This window comes from Zobellia russellii, assembly GCF_044597075.1.
In the GTDB taxonomy this organism is placed as follows: domain Bacteria; phylum Bacteroidota; class Bacteroidia; order Flavobacteriales; family Flavobacteriaceae; genus Zobellia; species Zobellia russellii.
Genome location: NZ_CP139000.1, coordinates 1,948,754 through 1,967,359 on the forward strand (window position 1 = coordinate 1,948,754; position 18,606 = coordinate 1,967,359).

Consider the following 18,606-nt stretch of genomic DNA (forward strand, 5'->3'; position numbering starts at 1 on the left):
AGCTAGTTGTTTACTGTATTCATAATTGCCTATTTTTATCAGCTACTTACCAATGAATACAAAACAGTAATGACAAACAAAACCAAACTCACCCAATTAGTTGCAACATCGCTTCTAATCACCCTGTTCTGCGCTTGTGAATCCAAGCCAAAAAAACCAAAGGAAACCCCTCTGGTTATTGTAGAAGATTCCCTTACCGAAGTCAGTAGGGCAAAAGAAATGCGAGAAGGCATTAGTCCTAAAATCGCAGACGGACTAGAACTAACGCTTTGGGCGTCAGACTCTTTGGCTCCAGACCCAATTGCCATGCAAATTGACGATAAAGGCAAAGTGTACCTTACACGTACCAATCGTCAGAAAAACTCGGAATTTGACATTAGAGGGCATCAAGATTGGATGACCGCTTCTATTTCCCTGCAATCCGTAGAGGACCGTCGCAAATTCCTTCACGAAACATTTGCCCCGGAAAAGAGCGAAGAAAATGAATGGTTCCCGGACCTTAATGAAGATGGTAGCCATGACTGGAAAGACCTTACCGTAGAAAAGGATGAAATCTGGATGCTAGAAGATACCAACAACAATGGCATTGCGGATAGGTCTACCCGAATACTGGAAGATTTTAATGATGAAATTACAGACGTTGCTGGAGCTCTTTTAGTAAGAGAAGATGACGTTTTTGTTGGTGTAGGCCCGGATATGTGGCGTTTAACGGATACCAATGACGATTTAATCCTAGATGAAAAAACATCACTAGCACACGGTTTTGCCGTGCACATTGGTTTTGCCGCCCACGGAATGTCCGGTGCCATAGAAGGCCCAGACGGCAAGATTTACTGGGGTATTGGCGATATTGGGGCTAACCTTACCACTGCAGACGGCCAAACCCTGAAATACCCTAACCAAGGGGTTATTGTACGCTCCAATCCTGACGGAAGCAGCTTTGAAGTTTTTGCCAGAGGATTACGAAACACCCATGAATTTGTTTTTGATGCCTATGGAAACATCATCTCTTCCGATAACGATGGCGACCATGCCGGAGAAAGCGAAAGACTGGTGCACCTTGTTGAAGGTTCTGATTCCGGTTGGCGCTCCAATTGGCAGTACGGTAAATACACAGACCCTAAAAACAATGGCTACAAGGTTTGGATGGATGAAAAACTGTTTACCCCACGTTGGGAAGGGCAGGCCGCATATATTGTACCGCCCATTAAAAACTTCCATAACGGCCCTACCGGTATGACCTTTAACCCGGGTACGGCTTTAGGTAAGGACTGGATCAACAAATTCTTTTTAGTAGAGTTCGTGGGTAACCCTGACCGATCCAATATTTGGGCCTTTGACTTAAAACCAAAAGGTGCTTCGTTTGAACTGAATACGGACAGAAGTATCTTGAGTGGCGTTCTACCAACGGGGATTCAATTTGGTCCGGATGGTGCCATGTACGTGGCCGACTGGGTAAACGGATGGAAAACTAAAAACTACGGACGCGTTTGGAAACTTGATGTTAGCGATGCCAAAAACGATTTATCCGCAGAGCGAAAAGAAACAGAACGTCTTATGACCTTGGACTATGAAGAGCAATCTACGGACGAGTTGGTTCAATTGCTTTCTTATGGTGATATGCGTATTAGAAAAAAAGCACAGTTTCAATTGGTGAAAAATGGCTCAAAAGGCTACAAGGCCCTTAAAGAAGCGGCCGCTAAAAACTCCAACCAGTTTGCACGTATTCATGCGATTTGGGGAATAGGCCAATTGGCCGATAAAAAGGCATCGGAGGCCGAGCCACTTGTTGCCTTGTTAGCCGACAATGACCCTGAGATCATTGCCCAGGCCGCTAAGGTTTTAGGCGATGTAAAATATACTGAAGCAGGCTCAAAATTAATACCGCTCTTAAAGCATAACAATCCAAGAGTGAAGTTCTTTGCGGCACAAGCTTTGGGTAGAATTAAAACCGAAGCCGCCATTCAACCGCTATTGGACCTTATTGTAGCCAACAATGACGAGGATGTGTATCTGAGACATGCGGCCGTCTTGGCATTGTCTAGAATTGGTAAAACCGAATCCATTACTACTCTGGCACACAATCCAAACCGAAGCTTGAGAATAGCAGCCGTACTCGTTTTACGAAGACTTCAAGACCCTGCTGTTGCTGAATTTTTAAATGACGAAGACGAATACATTGTTACTGAGGCTGCAAGGGCAATCAATGATGATTTTTCCATTGAAGCCGCACTTCCCGCACTTGCGAATATGTTAACAGTGCAAAAATTCAACTCGGAGCCCTTGTTGAGAAGAGCAATTAATGCAGCACTTCGTGTAGGAGACGATAAAGCCCTTGAGAACCTCATTACTTTTGCCAAGGACAAAAACAGGTCTAATGTTCTAAGAGGTGAAGCTCTCGCTACAATTGGCACTTGGGCAGAACCTTCCGTCCTGGATAGAGTTGATGGCCGCTACCGTGGTGAAATTAAGAGAGACCCTAAGGTTGTAAAGCAAAAAATTGAAAAGGATATTCCAGATTTTATCGAGGACACCAATACAGATATTTTAATCGGTATTACCAACACACTGGCCAATTTGGGAATCGACTCTCATAACGATGCTCTTTTTTCCATTATGAAAAAACATAAGTCGCCAATGGTTAGGTCCGAAATTCTAAATGCCTTAGGAAAACTAGGTTTTGACAAAATTGAAACAGCCATGCAATATGGTATGAAGGATGCTGACAAGGATGTTCGTACTACTGCTATAGGACTGATGTCCAAAATGGAAATTTCAAAAGAGAATCTACCGAGTATCATAGGCCCTATTTTCAAAAAAGGTTCGGTTCGGGAGCAACAACAATTATTGAGTGTTCTAGGTGAACTTCCCGTTGAGAAAAGTGGAGAAGTTTTAGAAGGGTTGATAAAACAAGCTAGCGCAGACCGCCTAAAACAAAGTGTTATTCTAGACCTTATTGAGGCTGTGGAAGCCACAGAAGACGAAAACTTAGTTGCACAGTTGAAACCCCTTAAAGAAAATGGAAATTCAATGGACGCGTTTAAGGAAACTCTAGTAGGTGGTAATTACCGCAATGGGCGAAACGTTTTCAACAAAAACCCAACAGCACAATGTACCCGCTGCCATGCCATAGGTAGCGCAGGAGGCGATGTTGGACCTTCTCTAGAGAACATTGGTAATATTTTAACCAGAGAACAACTCTTGGAAGCACTTATAGAACCGAGCGTACGATTGGCGCCCGGATATGGTAGTGTTTCGCTGACTTTAAAAGACGGTCAAAAAGTAAACGGAATCCTTGAAGCCGAAAACCATGAAGAACTAACACTTAGAACTTCTGAGGCAGAGCCTTTGGACATTCCTATATCCCGAATAGAGAAACGAGAAAATATGCCATCAGCGATGCCGCCAATGGGACGTTTAATTTCTAAAAGGGAATTACGAGACCTAATAGAATACTTGGCCAATTTAAAAGAAGGCTAATTAGAAAAAAAATCCCTCCATAACCGGAGGGATTTTTTTTATCATGGGGTTTCCATTTATTCCATTCTTATTATAAAGATGCCACACCCTTTTTTGCCATTTTAAATTCGGCCATCATATCCTCTACAATTCTTGCTGCAGGTTTAATATCATGGATCAGTGATGCTACTTGCCCAATTTCGAGTTCGCCCTCTTCCATATCACCTTCAAAAATACCTCGCTTGGCACGGGCCCTGCCCAATAAAGAAATCAAATCTTCTTTAGAAGCTCCGTTAGCATAGGCATTCTGAACATCGTTATAAAATTTGTTTTTTATCAACCTGACGGGAGCCAATTCTTTTAAGGTAAGCTGTGTACCACCTTCACCTGTTTCTACTACTTTTTGCTTGAACAATAGGTGTGATGATGCCTCATCACTCGCCACAAAGCGACTCCCCACTTGTACTGCATCCGCACCCAATACCATTGTAGCAAGCATTGCGGCTCCGGTTGCAATTCCGCCTGCGGCAATTATGGGGATATCTAATTTTTCCTTTACAGCGGGAATCAAAGTAAGGGTTGTAGTTTCATCCCGGCCATTGTGCCCGCCAGCCTCAAAACCTTCGGCAACTACGGCATCTACCCCAGCTTCTTGAGATTTTAGCGCAAATTTTAAACTGCTAACCACATGAACTACGGTGATTCCTTTGTCCTGTAAATATGAGGTCCACGTTTTGGGGTTCCCTGCGGAAGTAAATACAATTTTTACACCTAGGTCTACTATAATTTCCATGAGCTTATCCAAATCAGGATAAAGCATGGGCACATTTACCCCAAAAGGCTTATTGGTTGCTTGTTGACATTTTTGAATATGCTCCCTTAATACTTGCGGATACATACTACCAGCTCCTATTAGCCCCAAACCACCGGCGTTGGAAACCGCAGAAGCTAATCGCCAACCACTGGTCCAAACCATACCCGCTTGAACAATAGGATATTCAATACCAAAAAGTTCCGTAATCCTGTTCCCCATGGAAAATATATTAAAGTCTGTCTATGAAATTACGCCCGACCCAATAAGCTCGTCATCTAAGTACCAGGCAACAAATTGTCCTTCGGTAATAGCGGACTGTTTTTCTTCAAAATCTACGTATAGACCACCATCAATTTTATACAAAACAGCCTTTTGTAAAGGTTGACGATATCTAATGCGTGCCATTACCTCCATAGTTTCGTCTTCCTTGAGCGCTAAATCTGTTCGTACCCAATGAAGTTCATCATCCGTTACAAAAAGTGTTCTTCTATATAGACCAGGATGCGATTTGCCCTGTCCTGTGTAAATTACGTTTTCGTTTACGTCTGTCTCAATTACAAACAGGGGCTCTTTAGTCCCCCCAACATCAAGACCTTTTCTTTGCCCTTTGGTAAAGTAATGTGCCCCTTGATGCTCGCCCACAATTTTTCCGTCTTGAACCTGATAAACCGGTTTCTCAGAGAAAAAAGACAGCTCTGCATATTTGTTCTTGAACTGAGGCAATTCTTTTTGATACTGGATAACATCTGAAGGCACCTCTACAATAACCCCTTTTTTAGGTTTCAGTTTTTGCTGAAGAAACTCTGGCAAACGCACTTTTCCTATAAAACAAAGACCTTGGGAGTCTTTCTTATCGGCAGTAATCAAATTGTTATCTGCGGCAATTTGTCTTACTTCAGGTTTATTCAAATGCCCTATTGGAAATAAGGTTTTAGATAATTGTTCTTGCGAAAGCTGACATAGAAAATAGGACTGATCTTTGTTGCCGTCTACACCTGCCAAAAGCTGATATGTTTCGGACCCATCATCATTTGTAATAGTTCCTTTTCTGCAATAATGGCCCGTAGCTACGTAGTCTGCTCCCAATCCCAAGGCGATATCCATAAAGACATCAAACTTAATTTCTCGATTACAGAGCACGTCTGGATTAGGCGTACGTCCTTTTTCATATTCCGCAAACATATAATCTACAATACGTTCTTTGTATTGCACACTTAAATCTACCGTTTGGAAAGGTATGCCCAGTTTTTCAGCAACGATCAAGGCATCGTTACTATCTTCTAACCATGGACATTCTTCCGAAATAGTTACCGAGTCATCATGCCAATTCTTCATAAACAAGCCTATTACCTCATACCCTTGTTCTTTTAAAAGGTATGCGGTTACGCTTGAATCCACACCTCCTGAGAGGCCTACAACTACTTTTTTCATGAATATAAATAAGGCTACAAATTTAATCAATAAACACGGATACCACCTTTTCTAATTCAATTTTAGCATTTCATTAAATTTAAAAGTGTTCAACTTTTTATCAAAAGAGTTAAACAAAATAATATTTTTGTCATAGATTGCCGCAGATTTAACGTAGAAAGCAGATTAGATTTTGAGTCCATCTTTAATTCTATTCGCTTTAATATAAACCATTAACATTTTTATTATGATTCTCAACAACTTTAAGGGTCTTTTACCCCTTGCCCTAGCATCTATCTTATTTGTTTCGTGTAGTGATGATGACAACGCTCCCGAAATTCCACAAGAAATGCCTGAAACTACAATTGTAGATGTCGCCATTTCCGATTCCAATTTGTCCATTTTGGTAGAAGCCCTTGACGAAGCCGATTTAGTAACTACCCTTAAAGGTAACGGTCCTTTTACCGTATTTGCTCCTACGAATTCGGCTTTTCAAGCCTTTTTAGCAGATAACAATTTTTCATCTTTGGATGATATTCCCGAAGAAACCTTAAAGCAAGTACTTTTGAACCATGTGGTTTCAGGTAACGTTAAGGCCGCAGATTTAGAAACTGCTTATTATAGTTCATCTTCTACAGCCGGTGTAGATGGAAAAAACCTAAGTCTATACGTGAATACTATGGATGGGGTAACTATTAACGGTTCTTCTGTAGCTACGGCAGATATTGAAGCTTCCAATGGAACTATTCATGTTGTGGACAAGGTTATAGGTTTACCAAATATTGTAAATCACGCTACCTACAATAGTGCTTTTACGGAATTGGTAGGTGCTTTAACCGCAGATGGAAATACCGTATTTACGGATTTATTAAGTGGTACCGAGCAAAAATTTACTGTTTTTGCTCCTACCAATGATGCTTTTAACGCATTTGAAAATCCTAACGGAAACGAATTAAATTCTATCCTATCTAACCACGTGATAGCCGGAGCAGCTTTGGCCGCAGGTGATTTGAGCAATAGCTATGCGAATACTGCCGCTACCAATGAAGATGGTGATAATTTAAGTATCTATGTTAATACAGATGATGGCGTAACCTTAAATGGTTCCAGCAAGGTAATTATAGCTGATGTAGTTACTACAAACGGGATTATACATGCCGTAGATACCGTTATAGATTTACCAACTGTAGTAACATTTGCTACTGCTGACAGTGAAAACTTTTCATCTTTAGTGGGTGCACTTACTTCTGAAGGACAACCTGACTTTGTTTCTATCCTAAGCTCTACTACCGAGAATAATCCATTTACGATTTTTGCACCGGTGAACAGTGCTTTTGCTGCTCTTACCGCAGTTCCTGAAGGTGAAGATTTAACCGCTGTACTCACGCATCATGTAATTGCTGAAGCAAACATTGTTTCCTCCGATTTATCGGACGGTTTGGTTTCTCCTGCAACATTACAAGGTGATGCTTTGACTTTTTCCGCGTCTGGAGACTCTTTTGAAATTACCGATGGAGCCGGAAATATGGGAATTGCTATAGTAAAAGCAGATGTTCAGGCCATAAATGGTGTCATTCACGCAGTTGATATGGTACTTATTCCTAGCGCATCGGAAGACTAATACAAACCACTACAACTATTGAAAAAGGTCGCTAAGTTAGCGACCTTTTTTTTATTGATATTTTCTACAACGTACTGATTTAATATAAGATATGTAATATTTAACAGAGCGTTAAAATGGCATATGACCCGTACATTTTTTGAAGACGATACTGAGTTAAACAACAATTAATTCAAGCGCCGAAATTACAAACAACACCGCTGCCTGTGTTAGCATACAAAAAAGGGCTCTTTACAACTCTCTTTTTTTAAAAGCTTGATTAAGCTGCATCTTTACAGTCCCAAATCTTATCAAACCAACCTAACTTTATGCTAAAAACCCCGACTTAACGTCAGGGTTTTTTTATTATAATAAAGAGGGTAAGTAAATTTTAGAACTACCTCTTGCCAGTTTTCTTTTGCTCTTCGGCCTGCTCCATCATCTCACGCATTCTTCTTTGGAACTTGTTCTCTTTCTTAGGTTTTTTCTTGTTCTCTTGAATCTGGGCATGAATTTTCTCATCATCAAGAATGAAGTTTTTAATAACCAACATAATACCAATAGTAATCATGTTAGATACAAAATAGTACAAACTCAATCCACTCGCGTAGTTATTGAAGAAAAACAACATCATAAGCGGCATTAAGTACATGATAAACTTCATGTTAGGCATACCTGGCTGTTGTGGCATATTCTGACCGGTTGTCATGGTCATATAAAAGAATATGGCAATAGAAGCCAATATTGGGAACAAGCTAACGTGATCCCCATAAAATGGAATATCAAAAGGTAGATTGGCCACAACATCATAGGATGATAAATCATCTGCCCATAAAAATGATTTCTGGCGCAAAGCGAAGGATGTGGGGAAAAACATAAACAATGCATAGAAAATAGGCATTTGTAATAGCGCCGGTATACATCCGCTCATTGGGCTAACCCCAGCTTTTCCGTACAGCTTCATTGTTTCTTGCTGCTTCTTCATGGCATTATCCTTGTACTTCTCCCCCAATTCGGCTAATTCAGGTTTTAGCACCTTCATTTTAGCTTGGGATAAATAGGATTTATACGTTACGGGAGACATTGCCAATCTTACCAAAATGGTCATCACAACAATGGCCACACCAAACGGTAAGAAAGAACTTAAGAAAGAATAGAATGGTGTAAACAAATATCTATTTAACCAACCAAAAATTCCCCATCCAAATGGTATGGAATCATCCAACCCTAATTCTTTGTATTGACTCAACACTTTTACATCTGTTGGCCCATAGTACCAATGCATACTCTGTGCTAGCTCACCTCCTGTTAATTCCAAAGGCACTTTTGCACCAAACAGTTTAGTAAACTTCGTTTCCTTACTTTCTTCTTCCACCAAGTTTTTAGAAGTAAGTACGGCATTCTTAAAGTTGGTCTTACCGGCCAAAATAGAACTAAAGAAATGTTGTCTATAGGATAGCCATTTTACATCTTCTTCCGTTTCCTCATCATCATTAGTAAGAGACAGGTAGCTTATTTTACCATCATCATGATTGTACGTAAGTTCCGTATATCTATTCTCGTACTCTACGCTTTTATTATGACGAATACCCTTTAAGTTCCATTCTAAATCTATAGGTCTGCTACTGTCTATAATACCGTTAAGTCCTTGAGAACGTATAGTAAAATCTACAAGGTAATCTCCTTCTTTCATCTCATAGCGGTACTCTAAAAAGTTATTAGGACCCGCTTTGGCTTTCATAGAAAGCACTTTGTTACCGTTGCTCTCTGTTAAGGATGGCTCAAAATAAAGGTCTTGGGTATTCAGCACACGGTTGTCCGAGGTTGTGAAGTTCAGACCAAACGAAGCATTACCCTCGTGTATTAAATATACAGGAATAGAATCGTACGTATGGTATTGTTTCATACGCGCCTCTACAATCTGCCCGCCTTTGTTGCTTATTTCCAAAGAGACCAAATCATTCTCTAACTTGGTAATTTTATCGGTTGGTTGCGTGTACCCAAAGGCGCCTATTTTACCTTGATAATTAGCTACAGCCGTAGAATCCTGAAGGTTTATTGCAGGAGACTGTGCTAAATTTTCAGATGGTAAAGCCTCACTGCCTTCCTCTTTAACAACTTGTTCCTGTTGTGCTTTTTCTGCCTCTAGCTCTTCGGGAGTGGGCTGATTCTGATAAAACATAAATATCAATATCCCGAAAATCAGCACAAAACCGATTATGGAATTTATATCTACTTTCTTTTCTTCCATCTAAATAATTGTTAAAAGACCGCTTTCAATTTTAGAAAGCAATCATGTACAGGGGTTTGGTTCAGTCAATTAGCAAATATATGCCCAATTGCTCAAATTATGCCAGAATGGCATTAGTTTATTGTTTTTTATGTTTTAATGCCGCTTTTACAAACCCTACGAACAACGGATGCGGGCTAGCTACCGTACTTTTGTATTCCGGGTGGTATTGAACGCCAATAAACCAAGGATGCTCAGGTATTTCCACAATCTCTACAAGACCTGTTTCTTTGTTTATACCTGTAGCTTTTAACCCACTTGCCTCCAGTTGCTCTTTAAAATCACTATTGAACTCGTAACGGTGACGGTGTCTTTCCGATATATTATCGGCTCCTTTATAAATTTCTTTTACCAGACTACCATCCAAAAGCTCACAGTCCCATGCACCCAATCTCATGGTCCCCCCTTTATTGGTGATGGTTTTCTGTTCTTCCATTAAATTAATTACCGGATAAGGTGTTTTCTCATCCATTTCGGTTGAATTGGCATCTTCAAGCTCCAAAACATTGCGGGAATATTCAATAACAGACATTTGCATGCCCAAACAAATACCTAAAAACGGAATGTTGTTCTCTCGTGCATACTGTACGGCCTGTATTTTTCCTTCAATTCCACGTTCACCAAAACCTGGCGCAACGAGTATACCGTTTAAGTCACTAAGTTTTTTCTCAAGCTCTTTACCCAATAAATGCTCGGAATGAATGGACTTCACATTTACACGAACTTCATTTACCGCTCCAGCATGGATAAACGCCTCCAAAATAGATTTGTAAGAATCCTGAAGTTCAACATATTTACCGATCAAGCCAATATTTACCTCGTTCTGTGGATTCTTGTGCTGATCTAAGAAATCTTTCCATTGGTTTAAATCCGGCTCTACATCATCGGCCAAAGCCAATTTCTTTAGAACCACGGTATCCAAACCTTCTTCCTGCATTAACAGGGGAACATCATAAATTGTAGAAGCATCAATAGACTGAATGACCGCTTCACGCTTTACGTTACAGAAAAGCGCCAATTTATTTTTTATCTCGTCAGAAATCTCATGCTCTGTACGGCACACCAAAACATCGGCCTTAATTCCACTTTCCATTAACGTTTTAACGGAATGTTGAGTAGGCTTTGTCTTCAACTCTCCGGCTGCGGATAAAAACGGAACAAGAGTTAAATGTATTACAATGGCATTATTCTCACCAAGCTCCCAAAGTAATTGTCTAACGGACTCTATATAAGGTAAGGATTCAATATCACCTACGGTACCTCCTATTTCGGTAATTACAATATCATATTCGCCACTATTGCCCAATAACTGAACACGTCGTTTAATTTCGTTGGTAATATGAGGTACCACCTGAACGGTCTTACCTAAAAATTCGCCGCGGCGTTCCTTTTCTATTACACTTTGGTAGATACGACCTGTAGTTACGTTATTGGCCTGTGAGGTACGAACGTTCAAAAAACGCTCGTAATGCCCTAAATCCAAATCGGTCTCCGCTCCATCATCAGTTACATAGCATTCGCCATGTTCGTACGGATTTAGCGTACCTGGATCTACGTTGATATACGGGTCTAATTTTTGTATCGTTGTCTTATAGCCACGTGCCTGTAGCAATTTGGCGAGCGATGCGGCTATAATACCTTTCCCTAGAGAAGAAGTAACACCTCCCGTAACGAAAATATACTTTGTCTGCGACATATTGGTGTTCTTTGTTACGGGGCACAAAGATATAAATCCCCTAGTGAAATCATAGGTATTACCTAGGAAAATCTTTTTGAATCTTATGAATTAACGGCTCTAATCCATTTATCTTAATTTCCAACATAGATTTAAGTAGTATTCCTAATTTTCCGTCAGGAAACCCCTTTTGTTGATACCAAACCAAATAGGGTTCCGGAAGTTGCACCAGATACCTACCTTTGAATTTTCCAAATGGCATTCTATAGTGTGCCAATTCTATTAACTTTTCTTTATCCGGAGCTATATTCATTTTTAAATCTAAAAATTTTATCTTTATTTTCGCCTAATAGCCAAAATTATGAAACGAAGAAAATTTATTGGTACATTTGCAGCCGCATCGGTTGGATTGGTGGCCTGCAAAACTACAAATGCCATGGCATCTCCAACTGCTGAAAGTGTAAAGTTAAAAGAAAATATTCACCATAGCGTTTGCCGTTGGTGCTACAAGGATATTCCTATGGAAGATTTCCTGAAAAGCTTAAACGAACTTGGCATTAAGGCAATGGACCTTACTGGTCCTGAAGATTGGCCTTTAATGAAAAAATACGGAATTCATGCTTCTATGTGCTGGGGCGCCGGTTTTGGCATTGAAAAAGGTTGGAACGACCCTTCTTTGCACGAAGAACTTATTGCAGATTACTCACAACACATTCCAAAAGTAGCTGAAGCAGGCTATACCAACCTTATTTGCTTTAGCGGTAACAGAAACGGAATGGATGATGCTGAAGGACTTAAAAACTGTGCTGAAGGACTTAAAAAAATAATGCCTATTGCAGAGAAACATGGCGTAGTTCTTCAAATGGAGCTTTTGAACTCTAAAGTAAACCACCCGGATTACATGTGCGATACCAGTGCTTGGGGCGTAGAACTTTGCAAAGCTATAGGTTCAGAGCATTTTAAACTATTATATGACATCTACCACATGCAAATTATGGAAGGTGACATTATTAGAAATATTCAAGATTACCATCAATATTTTGGACACTACCACACCGGAGGAAATCCAGGAAGAAACGAAATAAACGATACTCAAGAGCTTTTTTACCCTGCAATCATGAAAGCAATTCTTGCTACAGGTTTTAAAGGCTACGTGGCCCAAGAATTCATACCCACATGGGACGATCAAATTGCAGCCTTAAAAGAAGGCGTTACCATTTGTGATGTATAAAATTACCAGCCTCCCTTCGGGGAGGTTTTTTTTTAGCCCATTAATTTCTTTAAAAAATCTTCTTTTCTCCGCACCGCCACTTCTATATGCGAACCATCGTTCATAAGTGCGTAGCCACCTTTACCCTTTACATACTTATCCACACAAGTTAAATTAATCAAATGCGATTGATGTGTCCTGTAAAAATGATGCTTATCCAACAATGCCTCAAAATACTTTAATGTTTTGGCTACGGTAAGTTTCTTATCATCCTTTAAATACAGATGTGTATAATTAATATCCGATTGGCAGCGAACAATATCTTTTATGGCAATCATGGAAAGGCCATCTACGGTAGGTACCGCTATTTTCTGAAAATCACTGGTCTTTTGCCCCTCAAGATTTTGGAACAAGACTTCCATTTTCTGCGATATCTCTTGGAGCGAAATTTTCTTTTTTAGCTTTTCCAAGGCTGTATGCAAGTCATCCTCCGCAATTGGTTTTAAGAGATAGTCCAATGCCGAAAACTTAAAAGCCTCTAGAGCATAATTATCATAACCCGTTGTAAAAATAACCTCAAAATTAATGCTCGGCACCGCCTGTAGCAATTCAAACCCGGTTTTATTGTGTAACTGTATATCCAAAAAAACTACTTGTGGGCTATATCTTTTTATAGCGTCCAGACCTTCTTCAAATGAGGAGGCCACTTCCTGTACTTCTACCGTACCGTAGGTTTTCAATAATAAAAGTAACCTATCCTGACAATGCTTTTCGTCATCAACTATAATCGCTTTCAACATAAATTCTTTAAAATTGAAGTTCCAATGGCAGTTTTAACTCCACGCGAAGCCCTTCTTCCTTATCGAACATTTGGATGCTTCCTTTTTCTTTTTTCAACTGGTTTATAATATCAAGCCTGTTCTTGGTTATTTTAAGTCCCATTGAAGTCTTTCCTTTTTTTGCTGCACCATTCATTTTTCGCCCTACCCCATCATCATCTACCGTACAGACTAAAAACTGCCCCTCGGTTTTCACCGAAATATCTATATGCCCCATAGCCTCTTTTTTTGATATCCCATGCCAGATACTATTTTCTATAAAAGGCTGCAAGATTAGTGGTGGCACCATGGTATTCTCAACATCTACATCTTCGCCCACCTTAAAGGAATGCACGAATTTGTCCTTTAAACGTAATCCTTCAATTTGCATATAGAGTTCCGTAAGTTCAAGGTCTTCTTCCAGCGGAATCCATTTTTTCTCGGAACTCTCCAAAATGGCCCTAATGAGTTTAGAAAACTTCACCAAAAATGTATTGGCGGTCTGCAAATCGTTCTTGGCCATATAATCACTAATGGAGTTCATGGCGTTAAAAATAAAATGGGGATTCATCTGTGAGCGAAGTGCCTTTAGTTCGGTTTCCGCTACCTTGGTCTTGAATTCGGAAATTTTCTTTTCGGACAAGACCCGTTCTCTTTTTTTATACAGTTGAAAGGCAATAATCGAAAAAACAACAATCAAAAGTGCCCCGAGGGACAAACCCGTTATCATTAGTTTTTGACGTTCCATTTCTGCATTAGATACAGCTTGTTCCTTTTCATGTGTAGCCAAAAGGGCAGATTTTTCTTTTTCGTACTCGTAATCTGCCTCAAGAAGTGCTATTTCTTCTTTTTTCTCTACGGAAGCAAAACTATCTCGCAACACTACGGCATCGCTTTTATTCTTAAATGCCTGTTTATAATTTCCTGTTGCACTTTGCAAACTTGCCAGCTGTTCAAGAGCATTGAACTGTAAGTTTATACTACCTGCTTCTTTGGCATATCTATACGAAGTCTTGTAATTTTCTTCGGCAAGCGCCATTTTTTTATCCGCTCCTAAAAAATAACAATCGCCCAAAGAACGATGTACTATTGCCAGGTTATTGGTATTCTTTAACTTCTCGTATATTTTCTGTGTCTGTTTAAAATAGGGCACTGCCTTAGCGTATTTTCCCATTTCAGTATATGCGATTCCCATATTGGTCAACGCACTGGCCATACCTCTTTCATTGGTATTACTTTCCATGATATCATAGGCCTTCCTATAACTCTCAATGGCCTTTTCCGAGTTTCCGGTGTCATTATAAACCCGCCCAAGATTGGTTAGCGCATTGGCCACACCTTCCTGAAAATCACTCTTTTCAAAAAACAAGAGGGCTTGCTTTTGGTATTTTTCCGACTCTTTAAACTTTTCCAATCTAGCATACAACAGTCCTATATTGCTAAGAATAGATGCATATTGACGATTCTCAGTAAGCCCCAAATCCTCATAAATACGCTTAGCATCCAAGTAGCTTTTGATGGCCTCAGGATATTTAGAGAGGTACATATAATTAATACCGATGCTATTTAACATTTTAGCCATTAAAAAGCTATCCTTAGCTTGCTCAAAAACCTCGTACGCCTTACGGTTGTTATCGTTGGCCCTGGCATAGTCCGATTCATTAAAATACACCAAACCCTTATTATAAATTAACCTAGCAACACCCTTTAGGTCATTGTTCTCCTCTCGTATTTTCATAGCTAAGTCATACGATTCCAAAGCCAGCGAGTCCATACCCAATGCGCTATAGTTATGGCCCCTGTAGGCGTACGCAGTAGCCGTGCCTTCATCATTTTGCAATTGAAGCCCCAAATCTATAGCCTCTTGAGACGTATCTACCCCAGATTTGGGATCAACGGAATAATAGGTATACGCTAGCTCGTTTAAAGTTTTTAACCTAACCGAATCCTGATTCTTGGTTTTACGTAAAAGGAGAGTTAAACTATCAATTTTGGACCGCTGCGCTTCTACTGTATACACTGATAACAGAAGGAATATGACAAGGCTGGTTTTTCTAAAAAAATGCATTGGATCGGTTGGTATATGGTTCTCCAAATTTAACAGTTTAGCAGAAGTGAGCACTACACAGGCAAAAGAAATATTGTGATAAATTGTTCTTTTTGAGGTTTGTACATATAAAAATGCAGGAATTACGATTATATCAAAAAAACCAACACATACCCCAACGATCATCACGGTTAATAAATGCCCATGGTACAGTAGGCCGCTTCTTCTTACATTCATCGCACCAAACCAAACATCCAACTCCCATGATGAAGAACCACTCCCATCACAAATTTCTAATTATCTTCATCGCACTCACCCTATGCTTTGCCGTTGGATGTGACAACCATCCCATAAACGAATTAGCCGAAGACCTTTCAGATGAATTTGAAGAAATAGACAAAGAACAAGAAGAACAGAAAGAAGAGGAAGAAGAAGAAGAAGAAGAAGAAGAAGAAGAAGCCTTATATACTGGCTCCATGACTGCTATTGCTAACAGCAATGAATTTCAATCATTTGAATATTTAAAACAATTCAATACCATTTATGCAAGCATTACAAAGAGCGATGAGCTATATATGGTATACATCGCAGGTTACGACATAAGCTTAGGGCTGGTAAATGCTAAAACAATTGTTTTATGGGCCGTAGGAGAAGACTTTTCCACTCTCAAAGCAGGCAAAACCTGGGATTCCCCTCTAGTAGATTTTCTTCACGAAGGAGTGATTGCAAATTATTACGAAAGTGAAGTGACAGATGACAATGAGAACGAAGACGATGACGAGGACCCTAACCTTGAAGAAGTAGATAATATATATCTAAAAATTACCGCAATTGATTTCGAAAATCAAAAATTTTCTGGTGAGTTCAATTTTGCGGGAAAAACTGAAGACGGCACATCCATTACCGTAACCGATGGCAAGTTTACCGATTACTATTTTGAATATAACGAACAATAACAACCTCACCCACAAACCTCTAAAAACCATGAAAAAATCCATAATCTATTTTTCAGCTTTTCTTTTAGCCTTGTCTACTTTTATTAATTGCTCCGTAAAAGATGTTGTAGACGACCTTAGCGACACACAAAAAGCACTTGATTGCGCCCGTTTAATTGAAGACATTGATGAAAAATGGGACGACGACAACAGAGATTGTGATGATATAAAGTCTGATGTAGCAAAAATTCTGGACACTTGTAAAGATTTTATAAGCGAAGAACAAAAATCTCAACTGGAATTCTATGCCGCAAATTGCGACACAGCCAATTAATGATATTACAGTAAACTTAACCTCACTTTGTTTTTCTAAATGAATGCAATAAACCTGAACCATTACCGCACTAATCTGCTGCTACTGGGTCTAAATCTATCGGTCCCAAAAAGCAAGTGCTTAAGCAAGAGAAAAAACAAAAAGGACACCTGCAGTATTTCAGGAGTGATACGATTGTTCGGAAAAGAGACCCCAAATTTGGGAACGTCCTTAAAAATCGGAAACCTTGCCGTAGGCAGCTCCGCTATTGGAAAAACCATCTTACTTACAGATGTCCACACCAAAATAAATGAATACGGCCCTAAGCCCAAAGATTGTCAAAACTATTTTCTAATCACTGGCCTAGACCTAAGAACAACATCTGTCAACAGTTCTTTCAGCTCCTTGTCCGTAAATATCACAATGGAGGGGGTAGCGTACAAATACACCACTCCTCCACCCATTTCCAACAACAAGTTACAGCAAACGACCAGTTACCTCATCGACTTGAAAAAAAAGGAAATTCAATTTTTAGAAACAAAAGTTGTCAATACTAAAACAAATTCGGTCTTGACCATGAATGGCACAGTAACCTGGACATAGCTCTAAAACTAAAAACGCAAATATCTAAACATCGCGAACAATGAATTTACCGAAAATAATATCCATATACACACTTATACTCCTACTGAGCAACACCATATCCTGTTCCGAAGATAATTCAACCATAGACCCTCCCGTTCCAAAAGAGCAAAGCGAAGAAGACCCGGTTACAGAAGAAGAGAACGAGAACACCACCGAAGAGGAACAAGAAGAGGAAACCAACGAAGAAGTGGAAGTGGAAGAAAGTCCGCAAGAAGAAGAAGAAGAAGAAGAAGAAGAAGAAACAACTAACAATTTTGGTACTATAGAATTGTCCGGTGATGAAACCTCTGATGTTGGCACTGAGCTCGTTGTTGGACACATTGCCGTTGGTCGTGCAGATTTGACAGGCACGGAAAAATCAGTGATTTTAACGGACGAAAACACTCCAATTACAGAAGAAGGACCAGAACCTAAAAACCTTGACAAAGGCTTTGTTCTTATAGGTGGAGACGACCTTAATGCCGGTGGAACTACTTCCGCAGAAAAAGATATCTCTATGGTCATATTTATTGACGGTGGAGAATACCGCTTTGGATGTTCCGTACCTAGCAGCGGAAACTTTATTGATTGCGGCGCCGACTACAATATAGATTTTGATAAAAAGGAAATGGTTTTTAATGAAACCACAGTTGTTAATACCGAAACGAAAGTAACTTTGACCATGAACGGCACTATTACATGGGAATAGCTCCTATACAAAGAAAAAACATGCTTTCGCAACCTCTAAATAAAATGGTGTTCTATACCGAATTCACAAGCCAAAAGAAACCAATTAAAAAATATGTACGTAATTTTACCGAGAATTTTATTCTAAATAACAACATTACACTAAACACTATTACAATGAAAAAAACACTTACACTATTAGCTGCCTTTACGTTTGTAGTGCAGCTTGCATCCGCCCAGGAATTTGAAGTAGGCTCAAACGTAATTAACGTAGGTCTTGGCTTAGGAGGATATTACGGCGGATACGACACTTCTACACAAAGTCCCGTGTTCAGTGCTAGCTACGAAAGAGGCGTTTGGGATGTTCCTGGCCCCGGTGTTGTTAGTCTTGGTGGATACCTTGGTTACAAAAAGTTTACCTATGACAGTAACTTCAACAATGCGGATTATAGCTGGTCCTATACGGTCATAGGAGCTCGTGGCGCCTATCACTATACCGGTTTTGATATTGATAACTTGGATGTATACGGTGGAGCTATGATATCTATGCGTATTTATAACGGAGATGATTTTAACGACCTAAACAGCAGACCTGGCGCAACCGCTTTTGTTGGTGGTCGTTGGTACTTTACAGACAGTATTGCCGGTTTTGCAGAAGCGGGTTATGGTGCTGCCTTCCTAACACTAGGAGCTTCTTTTAGGTTCTAACAGCCTAGAAATAAAA

At 39.8% G+C, this 18,606-nt stretch carries 15 protein-coding genes; 8 read left to right on the plus strand and 7 right to left on the minus strand.

The window, feature by feature from the left end:
* Positions 1–69 precede the first annotated feature (69 nt).
* A complete protein-coding gene (locus tag SJY45_RS07800; protein ID WP_400073905.1) occupies positions 70–3,480 on the plus strand; it encodes a HEAT repeat domain-containing protein in 3,411 nt (1,136 codons plus the stop codon).
* 70 nt (positions 3,481–3,550) lie between these two features.
* Here the strand turns inward: SJY45_RS07800 and SJY45_RS07805 are convergent, their stop codons facing one another.
* Both SJY45_RS07805 and mnmA read right to left on the minus strand, forming a co-directional pair.
* Positions 3,551–4,492 carry an NAD(P)H-dependent flavin oxidoreductase gene (locus SJY45_RS07805; protein ID WP_400073907.1) on the minus strand — a complete coding sequence of 314 codons (942 nt, stop codon included), beginning with the start codon at positions 4,490–4,492 and terminating at the stop codon, positions 3,551–3,553.
* 21 nt (positions 4,493–4,513) lie between these two features.
* Positions 4,514–5,704: a tRNA 2-thiouridine(34) synthase MnmA gene (mnmA, locus tag SJY45_RS07810; protein ID WP_215440946.1), complete on the minus strand. Its 1,191-nt coding sequence runs from the start codon at positions 5,702–5,704 to the stop codon at positions 4,514–4,516.
* A gap of 226 nt (positions 5,705–5,930) precedes the next feature.
* Between mnmA and SJY45_RS07815 the strand changes: the two genes are divergently transcribed.
* Entirely contained in the window at positions 5,931–7,304 is a 1,374-nt protein-coding gene (locus SJY45_RS07815; protein WP_400073909.1) for a fasciclin domain-containing protein, read from the plus strand.
* Positions 7,305–7,680: 376 nt separating this feature from the next.
* Here SJY45_RS07815 and yidC read toward each other — a convergent pair whose 3' ends face one another.
* The 3 genes from yidC to SJY45_RS07830 form a co-directional block, all read right to left on the minus strand.
* The gene (yidC, locus tag SJY45_RS07820; RefSeq protein WP_400073910.1) at positions 7,681–9,534 is read right to left on the minus strand and encodes a membrane protein insertase YidC; all 1,854 of its coding nucleotides are present in this window, start codon (positions 9,532–9,534) and stop codon (positions 7,681–7,683) included.
* A gap of 118 nt (positions 9,535–9,652) precedes the next feature.
* Positions 9,653–11,269: a CTP synthase gene (locus tag SJY45_RS07825; RefSeq protein ID WP_400073911.1), complete on the minus strand. Its 1,617-nt coding sequence runs from the start codon at positions 11,267–11,269 to the stop codon at positions 9,653–9,655.
* Positions 11,270–11,327: 58 nt separating this feature from the next.
* Positions 11,328–11,561, minus strand: a complete 234-nt coding sequence (locus tag SJY45_RS07830) for a DUF3820 family protein (protein WP_215440954.1) — start codon at positions 11,559–11,561, stop codon at positions 11,328–11,330.
* 48 nt (positions 11,562–11,609) lie between these two features.
* On the opposite strand from SJY45_RS07830, the gene SJY45_RS07835 reads away from it, so the two are divergent.
* Complete coding sequence (locus SJY45_RS07835) at positions 11,610–12,479, plus strand: hydroxypyruvate isomerase family protein (RefSeq protein ID WP_400073914.1); 870 nt, start codon at positions 11,610–11,612, stop codon at positions 12,477–12,479.
* Between the two features lie 32 nt (positions 12,480–12,511).
* Here the strand turns inward: SJY45_RS07835 and SJY45_RS07840 are convergent, their stop codons facing one another.
* The gene (locus SJY45_RS07840; protein WP_400073916.1) at positions 12,512–13,258 is read right to left on the minus strand and encodes a LytR/AlgR family response regulator transcription factor; all 747 of its coding nucleotides are present in this window, start codon (positions 13,256–13,258) and stop codon (positions 12,512–12,514) included.
* Between the two features lie 7 nt (positions 13,259–13,265).
* Positions 13,266–15,560 carry a tetratricopeptide repeat protein gene (locus SJY45_RS07845; RefSeq protein WP_400073918.1) on the minus strand — a complete coding sequence of 765 codons (2,295 nt, stop codon included), beginning with the start codon at positions 15,558–15,560 and terminating at the stop codon, positions 13,266–13,268.
* 26 nt (positions 15,561–15,586) lie between these two features.
* Between SJY45_RS07845 and SJY45_RS07850 the strand changes: the two genes are divergently transcribed.
* The 5 genes from SJY45_RS07850 (at position 15,587) to SJY45_RS07870 (ending at position 18,590) form a co-directional block, all read left to right on the plus strand.
* Entirely contained in the window at positions 15,587–16,279 is a 693-nt protein-coding gene (locus tag SJY45_RS07850; protein WP_400073919.1) for a hypothetical protein, read from the plus strand.
* A gap of 28 nt (positions 16,280–16,307) precedes the next feature.
* Positions 16,308–16,592, plus strand: a complete 285-nt coding sequence (locus SJY45_RS07855) for a hypothetical protein (protein WP_400073921.1) — start codon at positions 16,308–16,310, stop codon at positions 16,590–16,592.
* Between the two features lie 39 nt (positions 16,593–16,631).
* Entirely contained in the window at positions 16,632–17,174 is a 543-nt protein-coding gene (locus SJY45_RS07860; protein WP_400073923.1) for a hypothetical protein, read from the plus strand.
* Positions 17,175–17,214: 40 nt separating this feature from the next.
* Positions 17,215–17,904: a hypothetical protein gene (locus SJY45_RS07865; RefSeq protein ID WP_400073925.1), complete on the plus strand. Its 690-nt coding sequence runs from the start codon at positions 17,215–17,217 to the stop codon at positions 17,902–17,904.
* A 155-nt stretch (positions 17,905–18,059) separates the two neighbouring features.
* Positions 18,060–18,590: a hypothetical protein gene (locus SJY45_RS07870; RefSeq protein ID WP_215440970.1), complete on the plus strand. Its 531-nt coding sequence runs from the start codon at positions 18,060–18,062 to the stop codon at positions 18,588–18,590.
* Positions 18,591–18,606: the final 16 nt, after the last annotated feature.

Bases quoted from the DNA above. Each gene is read 5' to 3' on its own strand.
- SJY45_RS07865 (WP_400073925.1), top strand. From the start codon at position 17,215: ATGAATTTACCGAAAATAATATCCATATACACACTTATACTCCTACTG.
- SJY45_RS07835 (WP_400073914.1), top strand. From the start codon at position 11,610: ATGAAACGAAGAAAATTTATTGGTACATTTGCAGCCGCATCGGTTGGA.
- SJY45_RS07850 (WP_400073919.1), top strand. From the start codon at position 15,587: ATGATGAAGAACCACTCCCATCACAAATTTCTAATTATCTTCATCGCA.
- SJY45_RS07805 (WP_400073907.1), bottom strand. From the start codon at position 4,492: ATGGGGAACAGGATTACGGAACTTTTTGGTATTGAATATCCTATTGTT.
- SJY45_RS07855 (WP_400073921.1), top strand. From the start codon at position 16,308: ATGAAAAAATCCATAATCTATTTTTCAGCTTTTCTTTTAGCCTTGTCT.
- SJY45_RS07845 (WP_400073918.1), bottom strand. From the start codon at position 15,560: ATGAATGTAAGAAGAAGCGGCCTACTGTACCATGGGCATTTATTAACC.
- mnmA (WP_215440946.1), bottom strand. From the start codon at position 5,704: ATGAAAAAAGTAGTTGTAGGCCTCTCAGGAGGTGTGGATTCAAGCGTA.
- SJY45_RS07815 (WP_400073909.1), top strand. From the start codon at position 5,931: ATGATTCTCAACAACTTTAAGGGTCTTTTACCCCTTGCCCTAGCATCT.
- SJY45_RS07800 (WP_400073905.1), top strand. From the start codon at position 70: ATGACAAACAAAACCAAACTCACCCAATTAGTTGCAACATCGCTTCTA.
- yidC (WP_400073910.1), bottom strand. From the start codon at position 9,534: ATGGAAGAAAAGAAAGTAGATATAAATTCCATAATCGGTTTTGTGCTG.
- SJY45_RS07870 (WP_215440970.1), top strand. From the start codon at position 18,060: ATGAAAAAAACACTTACACTATTAGCTGCCTTTACGTTTGTAGTGCAG.
- SJY45_RS07840 (WP_400073916.1), bottom strand. From the start codon at position 13,258: ATGTTGAAAGCGATTATAGTTGATGACGAAAAGCATTGTCAGGATAGG.
- SJY45_RS07825 (WP_400073911.1), bottom strand. From the start codon at position 11,269: ATGTCGCAGACAAAGTATATTTTCGTTACGGGAGGTGTTACTTCTTCT.
- SJY45_RS07830 (WP_215440954.1), bottom strand. From the start codon at position 11,561: ATGAATATAGCTCCGGATAAAGAAAAGTTAATAGAATTGGCACACTAT.
- SJY45_RS07860 (WP_400073923.1), top strand. From the start codon at position 16,632: ATGAATGCAATAAACCTGAACCATTACCGCACTAATCTGCTGCTACTG.